The organism is Leadbetterella sp. DM7 (genome assembly GCF_040829825.2).
In the GTDB taxonomy this organism is placed as follows: domain Bacteria; phylum Bacteroidota; class Bacteroidia; order Cytophagales; family Spirosomataceae; genus Leadbetterella.
Map to the genome: position 1 here is coordinate 193,032 of NZ_JBFOLH020000003.1, position 12,698 is coordinate 205,729.

A 12,698-nucleotide genomic window follows, 5' to 3' on the forward strand; every position below is an offset into this window, starting at 1 on the left:
TAAATATCGCTTTGGATACTCTCCACTCGGAACTCGGAACTAATATCTACTATCTCCTCGAAAACAACCCCTTCCTCTTCTTCTCATCCCCATACCCATACATACCGTAGCCGTAATAGCTGCCGTACCCATAGCCGTATTCCCTGCTGTTTTTGTAATTAACCCCGTTAAAGATAACGTTAATTGACTTAAACCGCTTGCTTTTCGACAAATCTTTCAGGAAATTCAGGTGATTTCGTGGCGTTACCTCATGCCGGATCAGGTAGAAGCAGGTATCGGCCAGCGGCGCCAGCAACGAAGCATCCGACACCAAGCCGATAGGCGGCATATCCAGGATAATGTAATCAAAAGAGCGCTGGTACACCTCGATCAGCTTTTGAATTTTATCACCGGCCAACAGCTCAGACGGGTTAGGCGGTATGGGGCCGCTTGAAATCAGGTACATGCTCTCAATCACCGTAGCCGTGATCAGCTCATCTTCTTCAGCCTGCCCCGTCAGGTAATGGGTAATTCCTTTTTTCGGTTTGATATTCATATATTCCGAAAGCTTGGGCTTCCGCAAGTCCAGCTCCATGATCAGCACTTTTTTGCCCAGCATCCCTATGCTGGCGGCCAGGTTGAGCGCCACAAAAGTTTTCCCTTCTCCTGACATTGATGAGGTCAGCAGGATGGTTGTTGCCTTTCCGTTATCCTCCTTATTAAGGTATTGCAGGTTGGTCCGGATGGTCCGGAACTGCTCGGCTATAAAATCCCGGCCTTTGGCATCAATAAAGTTACTTTTGTCTTTCCGGTCGCGGAGGGCAATTTCTCCAAATACAGCTAGATTGGTTTTTGCCTCAATTTCTTTTTTTGACTGAACGGTGTCAATCAGCATCTCCCTACCATAGATGTAACCAACTGGTAATAAAATACCCAAGAATAAAGTGGCAAGATAAATTACATTTTTTTTAGGACTAATAGGAACAGAAGTACTATTTGGTATATCCACTATCCGACTATCGGTTACGGTAGACGCATAGGAGAGAGCAGTTTCTTCCCGCTTTTGCAGCAGGATCAGGTAAAGATTTTCCTTGATGTTCTGCTGTCGCTGTACACCCACGTATTCCCGCTCTTTCCGGGGAATGCTGCGGATAGCCCCCTCCAGCCGGTTATTGTTGCCCTGCAGCGCTGTACGGGTAATGGTCAGGCTACGCTTCTGGTTAGCCAGGTTCTCCCGTATCGCCTGCTTGGTGTTGGCAATCTGGGTGTTGATGGTTTCCAGGAAAGGGTTGCTGCTTCGCGCTCCCTTTGATATCTTTTCCTTCTGCAGCTCCAGCTGGCTGAGGCCTTCAATGTAAGAGGTCAATACCGGGTCGGTCACCATCAATGTGGCCGGGGCTACATTAGAGGTAGCTCCTTCACTGTTCACATAGCGCTCCACGCCCTCCAATACCTTGATCTGGATATCCACTTCGCTCAGCTTGCTGTCGTTATCCTTCACTTTTTCCAGGAACAGGTTCGACTCCGCGCTCAAATCCGTAATACCGGCCGAGGTCTTGTACCGCTCCACGTCTTTTTCCACATCAGAGAGCTCCCCGGTCACCAGCTTGAGCCGCTCCTCAATGAACCGGAGGGTATTGGTGGCTTCCCGGTTTTTATCCTCCAGGGAGGTGAAGGTATACACATCCAGCAGTTTAGACAGAATAGCTTTCCCCTTCTCCGGTACAGCACTCTGGTACGTAATAGAAAGTACTGTGCTATTCTTGTTCAAAAGACTTACATTTATATCTCGTAGAAGTCGATCAATTATCTGATCACGGGAAATAAACCGTACTTTCACCAGGTCTTCGCCTGTATCCGGCTGCTTAAATACCCTAAACGTCCCGTATTTGCTTTTCACCGACTGAGTGTATAAAAAAGTACCCATCAACCGGTGATTTTCATCCAAAAGTTCAAATTTCTGCTCACTTAGCGGACGAATGTATACCGGGTTTTCGTAGGCAAAACTTTGCAGCTGATTGGCCGTAACCCGTATAGAGCTTTTGCTATATAATTCATAATCTCTGAACCGACCTTCTTGGTAATAGCTCACGGTCAGATTCAGTTCGTCGACCACCTTCTCCATCAGCATTCGTGACTTCAGCACCTCCGCCTCGTTATCCACCAGCTTGCTACCGGCAAAGAGGTCCAGGTCTTTCAGCATCTCGTTGCTGGCCCCTTTCTTTTCATCCTTGATCAATATGGAGGCCGATACCCGATACATGGGCGTAGCCCGCTTCAGGTACAGCCAGGCAGCACCAAAGCACAAAAATAAAGATATCACGAACCACAGCCAATGCCTGGCATACTGCAATATATTAGCTTTCAGACTAAAAGTGACCTCTTCCTGTTGTCGGAAATCCATTTCTTTCATGTAGGGTTATTTGAATACGTTGATAATAAAGGTAAACAAGACAATGGTGGTGCTGATGGCGCTTAATACTATAGGGGCCAGCTGCACCTGTCGGTCGGTATTCGTAGCTTTTTCTCTCAGGGGTTCCACGTAAATCAGGTCACCGTGGCGGATATAGTAATAGGGCGAGTCAAAGATCTCTTCCGTACGCAGGTTGACCCGGGCTATTTCCCGTATCCCCTCACTCTCCCGGATAACCATCACCCGCTCCCGGTTACCGTATACCCCGATGTCGCCCGCTATCGCCAAGGCTTCCGGTAGAGTAGTCCGGTCATCAAGGAGGTTAAAAGTACCTGTTTTCCCCACTTCCCCCAATACCGAAAATTTCCGGTTCAAAAAACGTACATTTACGGCTGGTTCTACCACCAGGCTGGAGTCCACCAGAGAACGGATAGTTCCCGCTGCTTCTGAGAGCGTAAAGCCGTTCACTCTTACCTTACCCACAAAAGGCAGTTCCACAAAACCCAACGCATCCACTAGATAGCCTAAAGGTTGGCTTCTCATTCCGGTTCCTCCTTGTGTTCCTGGGAAAATACTCATGGGAATAGGATTAATATTGGCAAAATTAAGGATCTCGTTCGATTCCTTGTCCATAGAGGTAATGGTAATGGCCAGGATGTCGTTGGGCTGAATCCGGGAAACTTCCGGCTGTATACCGGGAATCTGTTTGTAGGTCAGGGAATCGGCCGCCTGGAAGTAGGATAATTCCCGCGGGCTTCTGCAGGACTGGAATACCAACATTCCGAAAAATACCGTTACCAGGATCGGGAACAAAGTTCTTGTTTGCATGCTATACATAGAATAATACGCAAAAATAAGGAATATTTACCGGATTTCCACTTCGCTGCCCGCAGTTTGATCCAGTTTTTCGTAGGGTGAATTGTTGGAGATGTATTCCGGCACCATTTTCTTTAGGAAACGCACCAGTTCCAGGGCCGGGCTTTCCCGGTAAACAGTCTCCAGGTGCTCCAGCTCGTGGCCGATCAACCCATCATCATGCGGCATCACCTGGGCAATCATGATCTTGGGGTGATAGGTGGGCAATACCGACTCCCCGTTATTCAGCAACTCTTCGTACAGCTTTTCGCCCGGTCGCAGCCCGCTGTACACAATCGGTATGCCCGTATGAGGCTCCAGGCCCGAAAGGCGGATCATCTTCACCGCCAGGTCGGCAATCCGTACCGGTACTCCCATATCAAATACAAAAATCTCGCCGCCCTTACCCATGGTACCCGCCTCCAGCACCAGCTGGCAGGCTTCCGGGATAGTCATAAAATAACGGATAATATCCGGGTGGGTCACTGTTACCGGCCCGCCGGCCTCGATCTGTTTCCGGAACAGCGGAATCACCGAACCGTTACTGCCCAGCACATTCCCGAAACGGGTAGTGATAAAGCGGGTAGCCTGCGAATTCCGGCTCTGCACATACATTTCTGCCAGGCGCTTGCTGGCCCCCATCACGTTGGTAGGGTTCACCGCCTTATCGGTAGAGATAAACACAAATTTCTCCACCCCATACCTTACAGCCAGGTCGGCCAGGTTGCGGGTCCCCAGTACGTTGACCTCGATAGCCTTGGCCGGGTTGGCCTCCATGAGCGGTACGTGCTTGTAGGCAGCCGCATGAAAAACCAGGTGAGGCCGGTACTGCTCAAAGATCCGTTTCATCTCCACCCGGTTGATGATATTCTCTACCTTGATTACGAACCGTGTATTATCAATATGAGCTTCTCCCATCCGGAGCAGTTCACTTTCCAGGTCATACAGGGCCGATTCCGCCTGGTCTACCAGCACCACGCAAGCCGGCTTCAGCAACAACACCTGCCGTACAATTTCGCTGCCGATCGAGCCGGCTGCCCCGGTAATCATCACACACCGTTCCTGAATGATACCTGCTACCTGCGCATTATCCATCTGTATGCTGGGGCGCTCCAGCAAATCTTCAATGCTTACATTGGCAATCTGTTTGCTGCTCAATTTATTGTCCAGCCATTTCTCAATAGGAGGCACTACTTTCAATCGTAACCCCATCTCCAAAAAGTCCTCGGTTAATGAAGCCTTGATAGAAGTACCATTGGTATGAATAGCAAAGATGAGTTCTATATCTTTATGATCCGAACCATCCTTTTTAAGAAGATTCAGTGCCTCCTCATGATTGTATATCCTGATTCCTTCCAATGTTTTGCCAATTTTACCCGAATCATCATCCACAAAAAACAAAACATGGTATCGTTTAGCCTGGTTATGGCCCAAAGCTTTTTTAGTAGCCCGGCCAAGGGTCCCGGCTCCATAAATTATTACTTTTTGCTCGTTTTTGTGGGCAGATGTTAGTCTCCGGAATAGAAATTTGATCAGCATCCGGCTACCCAACAACGCAAAAACAGATATAAAAAAGTTGATCAACAAAATAGAGGCGGGTACGTGCAAATAAGTCCCCAAACCTGCTTTTCGAAAGTACCCGATAGTCAACAGAAGGAAAAAGGCAGTAAGACACGCGTACAAAACATTTCTGGATTCTTCTAAACTGCTGTGCCGGATAATCCCCCGGTGTGTTTGCCAGAACAGGAAAGCCAGCAGGTTTACTCCCATGACCAGGGCCAAGTGGTACTTATACAGCCCGGGGTCAGGATATTCCAATTCAAAATTGAACCGGATATAAGTAGCCCAAAAGAACGAAAATACTACAATGGTTATATCCATTGCCAGGATCAACCAATGGGAAACAAATTTGTTTTTGTAGCGGTTTACCAAGTGTTCAAGTCGGTTCTTCATATACATACAGGTAAATATCAGTCTTTTATCTGGTGTTGTGCGTATAGAAGGAATGTCCCGGTTTGACCCGGTCAGCATCAACAATTCCCTGAGGATTTTATAAAATATAGTACTAAATACAACTATTCTCCTTCAGATACAAAATAATAGACTGCGGAGAGACCTTAACAAAAATAAAATACCCTCAGCTAGGGCTGGCAGAACGCATCTCATTCCTCCTCCATTAACGGTGGAGAGGAAAACCGGAATCTTGTTTTCATGTTTCATTATTGTAAAGGATGGGTTTATTCGGTTACAAAGATAGTACAGAGTGGGTATCCACACTAGAAATAGAAGATAATTTTAGTGAAGTTTTTTGCTTACATCACAAATAGATATTTACACGCGAATAATTTATGATCCGAAATATCAGACTTTCTTAGATTGACGTCACCAGCCGTTTATAATACAACACAAAACCGCCTCGCACCCAATGCAAAACCTTAATATGTGTGCGGCTACGGTTCAGATACACTAACACCTCTCCGCTGGTGGGCTGACGCTGCATCCTGGAAATTACCAACCCGCAAAGACCATCGAATGACTTTCGCATATCGCAGTGACCATCATAGAGGTAGAACCGGTGAGAGTAACGAAACGTACAATACTTCACCGAAACCCGCTCATAAAATAAACCCACCGGATCTCCGCTTGACTTCCACTCCCAGAAAGGTCTTGGTAGTATGCCCTTTTTCTTATCTGCTCTTCTTTCATGATCGCAAAGTTCAATCCTAACCAATTCTAAAAAAAGAGGGGGATAGGCCGTTACTTACGATAGCATTCGTTCCCGTTTATCGTCCATATTCATGCAGCAAACTTACTGACTCTTGCCAAAGACCGAAATATGTACTTCACCGGGCGGATACGTCTTTCCTATGCCGGAGAACTTCAAAGGGTACCTGCAGACGGGCGGTTACGTGGTTTACGAAAAATACTCACCAAAGGCACAGGTAACGCATCTGGCGTGCTGGGCACATGCCAGAAGAGTGTTTGAAAAGGCTTTGGGAACGATACCCCAAGAGCACAAAAGGCCTTACTAATTTTCTTGTTCTCCAAAAATATTTATCTCCCTCTCTGTAGAAAATAATCTTTTGGCCAGGTATAATCATCTAAAGTAGCGTGTTTAATATCATGATCAGCAAAAACCAAGAGCTCTGATTCTTCTTCTAATGATTGAATAGCAGTTCCATATCCTTGCGGGATATGAATAACTGATAGGTCAGATGCTGTCAATATTTTTCTTTCTACAGGAAGATTTCGAGAGGCAGAGTTCCAATTATCAACTACCACTAAATCCAATATAAATGAGCCTGACAAAACATAAAACCATCGCTGCTCTATACGATGTGCACGCCAACCCCGAACAGTCTCTGTATCAACATTTTTAATAATATAAAATCTCTTAATGCCTGACATATCGAAATCATTTACAAAACGGATATTTCCTCTTTGGTCACTAGCTATCCCGCCCTTTAATATATCTACCATATTATTTGAGTAAAGTAAGAAATTTGATGTGTTATATCTCTAAAACTAGTCTCTGAGCATATAGATTAAAATTTTTATCTAAATACTATTAATTTTAAAGTATTTAGAATCAGCTTGATGTCAAAAAAAAACGACTGTTGACCTATATATTCCAAATTATACTTCAATTTATCTTGCATTACAACCTCAATATAATATTTTTCAGGATTTTCAGCTTTTTCTAAAAGTTCATTTTCATTTCTATATTTGATAGATGCAATATCGGTTATTCCCGGCCTAACTTCTATTACTCTTAATTGCTCCTTGGTATACAAGTTTACATATTTTCTTACTTCAGGCCTTGGGCCTACAATACTCATTTCTCCCTTAATAACGTTAATAAGTTGAGGAAATTCATCCAATTTATACTTTCTTATATAATAACCTGACCTTGTTACCCTGGGATCACGTCCTCCAATTGTTATTAATCCGCCTTTATCCGAATCAATATACATTGATCTGAATTTATATATCTGAAAATCTTTATTGTTTTTTCCCACCCTGGTTTGTCTATAAAAAACAGGACCTTTAGAACCTAACTTAATCCAGACTGCAAGAAAAAGGAATACGGGGCTTAAGAGTAAAAGCCCTATAAAGCTCATGACGATATCAAATATTCTTTTCACTCCTGGCTTATGATTACTTCGTATGATTTTTTTACAACCTCAATAATATAATCAACTTGAGAGTCAGTAAGCTGAGGATATATTGGCAATGAGATTTCACCCTTATAATTATTATACGCCTGCGGATAATCGTCAATTTTATAACCTTTCTCTTTGAAAAATGTAAGCATGGGCATAGGGATAAAATGGACATTCACTGCAACTCCGGCTTTGGCAATCTCTTCTATGATTTTGTCTCTTTGTTCTTCATTTATGTCTTTAATTCTTAATGCATATATATGGTAAGAACTTTCTTTCCCCTTAACAACGGATGGCGGAACTATAGCCCATTGTTCGTTTGAAAATGCAGCATTATACTTATCAAAAATTCTTTTTCTCTCTTTCAATAGTTCCGGATATATTCTCATTTGTGCGAGACCTATGGCAGCATTAATATCGGCCATATTAATTTTCATTCCTAAACCTGTAATATCATATCGCCAGCCTCCTGCCTTAGACTTTGAGAAAGCATCTTTTGTTTGACAATTCAGGCTCATTTGGCGTAATTGCTTATATAATTTCTCATTTTTAAATGGCTCCGGCAAATTCAGACAGATTGCACCACCCTCTGCAGTCGTTACATTTTTGACCGCATGCAGCGAAAAAATAGCTATATCGGTTTCGTTTCCTGTACGCACACCCTCCGAATAGGTGGCTCCTAATGAATGAGCTGCATCATTAATAACCATTATTCTTCCTATCTTTTCCTGTACTTCTGACTCCGCCTTATAAAGTCTTCGTACCCCTTCTTCATTAACCAACTTCATTATTTCCTCATAATCACAAGGAAAGCCAGCAATATCAACAGGAAGTATCGCCTTCGTCTTTGTTGTTATCGCTTTACGAATACTATCAATAGAGATGTTGAAATCTTCTGTTACATCAACCATTACAGGTGTACCGCCGGCATGATAAACGGCCAAAGCTGTCGCACTATAGGTATAAGCGGGAACCACTACCTCATCACCTTCTTTAAGTCCTAACCAACGTAACATCAATATGGCTCCGGAGGTCCAGGAATTTACACATAGAACTTCTTTTGCCCCTGAAAATTTCTTTATTTCCTGTTCCAGCTCTTTCACTTTAGGACCGGTTGTTATCCAGCCCGATTTCAAAGAGTCAACAACTTCATCTATTACTTTATCATTGATAAATGGCGGTGAGAATGGTATCATAATTATTTGTAAATTAATTATATATATATAGCTTTAAATAATTAGAAAGTATGTTTTAAAAATTTTTAGCAATAAATTTTATTTTTTAATTCTTTGAATCTAGAGAAGACATAATCGAAAATTCATATGGATATCCATATATTTTTTAATAATTGTATTTATTATATTAAATAAGAAATTTCATGAATTGCATAATATAAATGTCTAATGATTTTTTGTTTCACAACAAATTACCATGATCTGTTATATACTTAAAATCTCTTTAACACAATTTTCATATACAGCTACAATTTTTTTTATGTCAAAAACATCAACAGCTCTTTTTCTAGCATTTAATCCCATTCTAAGCAATTCTCCCTCATCCATGTTTAGCATCAACTCCATTTTCTCTGCTAAATCTTTACTATTCTTGACTTCACACAAAAGGCCATTAACATTGTTTATAACCACATCTTTACAGCCAGGTACTTTTGTAGTTATCATAGGAATTGCTAAGCTTGAGGCTTCAATTAAAACTCTAGATAATCCTTCTCTATAAGACGGTAATACTAAACAATCCGCATATTTCATTATATCCCTTACATTATCAGAATGTGGTATATAATTAATATGCAACTCATTTATCCAGTCTTTCAACTCTTGTTGAGTTATGGCTGTAGAGTTAGCTTCATATATTGACCCTAAAATTGTAAATTTAACTCTATAATTTTTAGAACGAATAATCCTGATTGCTTCGATAAATTCTCTAATTCCTTTGTCTGCAATTAGTCTTGCAACAAAAATAAATTCAAATAAAGAATTTTTTCTTTTGTTATCGATTGGAGAAAAAAAATTAGTGTCTACACCCGACCCAGGAACCAGTTCCGTTAACTCCTTTTTGACTAAGCCATTTTCTATAAATAAATCCAGATCTTCATGATTCTGAAATAAGACTTTACTTGCTTTATTCTGAGAGAATTTGTATAAATATTTTGCAATTTTTGTAAAAAAAGAATTTTTAATAAAAAGAGTCCCCAAGCCAGAAATATTATTTATAACAGGGATACCTAAATACTGTGCAGCAATTGTTCCATAAATATTGGGTTTTATAGCATTATGTAAAATAATATTTGGGGATATTTGTTTATATAATTTAATATAGTCTAAAATTAGTTTAAAATCTCCAATAGGGTTTGTTGAATTATTATTTATGTCTATATGATGAAAATGAAATCCTTCGTCATCTAAATATTTAGCATATTTATCTTTATGTGCAATAGTATAAATAATATACCCTTTAGACTGAAAATATTTTAACAAGCTAAATCGGAAGTTATATATACTCCAAGAAATATTAGATGAAAATAATATCTTTATTGGGGGGGTTTGTGTCATCTTTTAAATATAATTTTGAATAAATGATGTAATTACCTATATTCAACTTATCATTTTTTAAGTACTTCTTTACCTTCAAAATCTAAGCTCTGAAAAAAATAAGGTTATAAATTAGTATTTGTTAAGGATTGTCTCTTCAATTGTCTACTGGTTAAAGTTGATCTTATTTTACATTTTGTATTTCAACTTCTTTAATATTTACATAAAATTCAAACACTCATTGAGAATATCATTTTTACTTAATAAAATAATTAGTAGATCAAAGAAGAAATATACTTATAATTTAATTTCTCCATCAAAATTTATAGCTATATTTTTATTCCAAAATAAATATTTCTAAAAATATTAATATCGCTATTATATTTAGAATATTAACAATATTCGCATAAAACTCAAATATTAATATGGTGTTTCAAAGAAATTAATTTACTATTATTTTTATTACCTCGTCAAGAAAACGTTTACTAGAGTTACCATCTAAATAAGTATGAAAAGTATTTCTAAATTTATCGTATTTTGCCTGATAGTCTTCATTTTCAAACCACGAAAAATCATTTAAATAATTCATTAAATCGGTTGACTTTTTAACAAAAGGCCCCGGCAGTACTTTTTCTATATCATAATAAAATGACCTATTTGTTTGTATATATTGTTCAAAATCATAAGTATAGAAAATAATAGGTTTTCCTGTAATTACAAAATCTGAAGCTATCCCGCTATAATCCGTAATTAAAACATCTACTGATGCTAATAGAGTTTGAATGTCTTCAGTCTGTTGAGTTATATCAATTATTCGTTCAAAACTAGTAGGTACTTGTAATTTATAATCTGATGGATGCTTTTTTACAAAGAAAATAGCATCTTTTTCCTTCATTAATGCATCAAGAGATTCCCAATCATCAAGCCTCATAGCACTAAACTTACCGCCTGTATCTCTAAAAGTTGGGGCGTAAAGTATCCTTTTCTTCAAATCATTATTATTCTGAATGCCTTCAAAAAAAATATCATTTCTCGGAGAACCTGTAATTCTAACATTAGAGTTTTGAAATGCTATTTCCTTACGCAATTTATCCTCTTCTGAAGTCGCACACACTAATATCATTTTCTTAAAGAATTGCTGTAAAAAATAATGCCGAATACCACTATATTTTTTACCTTTATATGACAGACCTATATTTTTATATCCGGTACCATGCCAAATTTGAATAAACTTGAATAATCCAAAACCCATAAAACTACGTGTGCCATCTGTAAAAATATACTCAGCTCTTAATAATGGATATAACCAAAAGAAACGATTATATATAACAGGTAATTTTAAATTCCTTATATGCTCTTCTGTTTTCCTATTATTAGTTATATATATAATATCACTATTAATTTTTAAACGATTACGGTGCTTGTGTATATACTCAAATAATGCTTTATTATTTCCTGAATATTTTCCATAATATTGAAATGAGATAAAAACCCAATAGTTCTTTTTCTTCGGTATCAAATATGACAAAATAGAAGCCAGTATATGTGAAGCCATACTTAGGAAATTGTTTATTTTCTCTTTAAGCATTTCTTTAGATTTGTTGTTTAAGTTTCATAATAATTTCATTATTAAATATTACATACAGACAGGCTAAAAAAACCCAAAATAATGAATTTCTTAGACCCTGATGTGTCACATTATATGCTAAAACTGGTAATAATATAATTATACCATACAAAAAATTTCTTCTAATACATGTATATATAAAAGAAAGAAAGAAAAAGAAGCCTAATAAACCATAACTAAATAAAACTGTACCAAATCCTGAGTGCATTTCTAGTTTTTGATATGATTCAAATCTCTGATACTCTCCTTCTCCTGAACCATAGAAGATATATTCCGGATGTATCCAAAAACGATCATACGCTCTAATTTGTGCTTGTGTTGCAGAAGCTGCATTTCGTTCATTGCGTTGTTCTATTAAATCTAATCTATCTTTAATAAAATTACTTTGCATTATGACAGGATAAGCAAAGATCAAAATACTGGCTAATATGAATGTGTTAAATTTGTATCTAAATCCTTCTTTTATCAGCATGATAATTCCTAACAACGCAATACCAGATAAAGCGGCCCGTGATCCTGACAAAAAAACTAAGTATCCGGATAATAATACAGTTAATAGCATTATAAACTTCTTTTTCCGAAAAACAGTAGGTAGGACAGCAAAAATAGATAGCATCAAAAGAGCATAATATCCTAGTTGGTTAGGGTTATTAAAAAAAATAACACGCCTCATTTCCATATCTCTTGAGCCACCTTGAATACCTAGAAATCCCAAAATAGATTGTAGAGATAGGGAAATGATTATAAACAAAGAAATCCAATTGAAAAAGTAGCTACCTTCAGAACTATATAAAGTATATGTTACTATTATAAAAAATAACGAATTAAATATATAAAAAAAAGGTACTACAAACATTATATTAGGAATACCCTTAATTGCAAAAAGGTAGAAGGAATAAAATGAATTTATAATAATTACTACTGATAAAAACAAAAGCAGATATTTTACCGCTTTCAGTTTGAAGAAATATTTACCATTACCTGACAGTAAAAAAGCAATACTAGCAATAGCAATAAAGATGTCAGCTATTTGAGGTTGGCCACTTGGAAAAAGATAGAATGGGCATAATATTAAATATATGCAAATAATTATTAAGATAAACTTTTTCACA

Annotated in this window: 10 protein-coding genes and 1 pseudogene; 1 reads left to right on the forward strand and 10 read right to left on the reverse strand. The window is 38.5% G+C overall.

Annotated elements, in window-relative coordinates; translation table 11 throughout:
• Positions 1-49: 49 nt before the first annotated feature.
• The 4 genes from AB2U10_RS04605 to tnpB all read right to left on the reverse strand — a co-directional run bounded on the left by AB2U10_RS04605 (position 50) and on the right by tnpB (position 5,879).
• The gene (locus tag AB2U10_RS04605; RefSeq protein ID WP_367913182.1) at positions 50-2,383 is read right to left on the reverse strand and encodes a GumC family protein; all 2,334 of its coding nucleotides are present in this window, start codon (positions 2,381-2,383) and stop codon (positions 50-52) included.
• A 15-nt stretch (positions 2,384-2,398) separates the two neighbouring features.
• Positions 2,399-3,220, reverse strand: a complete 822-nt coding sequence (locus AB2U10_RS04610) for a polysaccharide biosynthesis/export family protein (RefSeq protein ID WP_367913181.1) — start codon at positions 3,218-3,220, stop codon at positions 2,399-2,401.
• A gap of 36 nt (positions 3,221-3,256) precedes the next feature.
• Positions 3,257-5,200 carry a polysaccharide biosynthesis protein gene (locus tag AB2U10_RS04615; protein WP_367913180.1) on the reverse strand — a complete coding sequence of 648 codons (1,944 nt, stop codon included), beginning with the start codon at positions 5,198-5,200 and terminating at the stop codon, positions 3,257-3,259.
• Positions 5,201-5,618: 418 nt separating this feature from the next.
• Positions 5,619-5,879, reverse strand: a complete 261-nt coding sequence (tnpB, locus tag AB2U10_RS04620) for an IS66 family insertion sequence element accessory protein TnpB (RefSeq protein ID WP_493820268.1) — start codon at positions 5,877-5,879, stop codon at positions 5,619-5,621.
• A 247-nt stretch (positions 5,880-6,126) separates the two neighbouring features.
• Here tnpB and AB2U10_RS04625 point away from each other — a divergent pair.
• Positions 6,127-6,240: pseudogene (locus AB2U10_RS04625) on the forward strand (IS66 family transposase); the annotation flags it as partial.
• 61 nt (positions 6,241-6,301) lie between these two features.
• Here AB2U10_RS04625 and AB2U10_RS04630 read toward each other — a convergent pair.
• The 6 genes from AB2U10_RS04630 to AB2U10_RS04655 form a co-directional block, all read right to left on the reverse strand.
• Positions 6,302-6,727: a WxcM-like domain-containing protein gene (locus tag AB2U10_RS04630; RefSeq protein WP_367913179.1), complete on the reverse strand. Its 426-nt coding sequence runs from the start codon at positions 6,725-6,727 to the stop codon at positions 6,302-6,304.
• A 74-nt stretch (positions 6,728-6,801) separates the two neighbouring features.
• A complete protein-coding gene (locus AB2U10_RS04635; RefSeq protein ID WP_367913178.1) occupies positions 6,802-7,392 on the reverse strand; it encodes a sugar transferase in 591 nt (196 codons plus the stop codon).
• Positions 7,389-8,606 (reverse strand): DegT/DnrJ/EryC1/StrS family aminotransferase, encoded by a 1,218-nt coding sequence (locus tag AB2U10_RS04640; protein ID WP_367913177.1) that lies wholly within the window; start codon positions 8,604-8,606, stop codon positions 7,389-7,391. The genes AB2U10_RS04635 and AB2U10_RS04640 overlap by 4 nt, the downstream gene beginning before the upstream one ends.
• Before the next feature lie 243 nt (positions 8,607-8,849).
• Positions 8,850-9,980 (reverse strand): glycosyltransferase family 4 protein, encoded by a 1,131-nt coding sequence (locus AB2U10_RS04645; RefSeq protein ID WP_367913176.1) that lies wholly within the window; start codon positions 9,978-9,980, stop codon positions 8,850-8,852.
• Positions 9,981-10,401: 421 nt separating this feature from the next.
• Complete coding sequence (locus AB2U10_RS04650; RefSeq protein WP_367913175.1) at positions 10,402-11,547, reverse strand: CDP-glycerol glycerophosphotransferase family protein; 1,146 nt, start codon at positions 11,545-11,547, stop codon at positions 10,402-10,404.
• A gap of 4 nt (positions 11,548-11,551) precedes the next feature.
• Positions 11,552-12,697 carry an O-antigen ligase family protein gene (locus AB2U10_RS04655; protein WP_367913174.1) on the reverse strand — a complete coding sequence of 382 codons (1,146 nt, stop codon included), beginning with the start codon at positions 12,695-12,697 and terminating at the stop codon, positions 11,552-11,554.
• Position 12,698 lies beyond the last annotated feature (1 nt).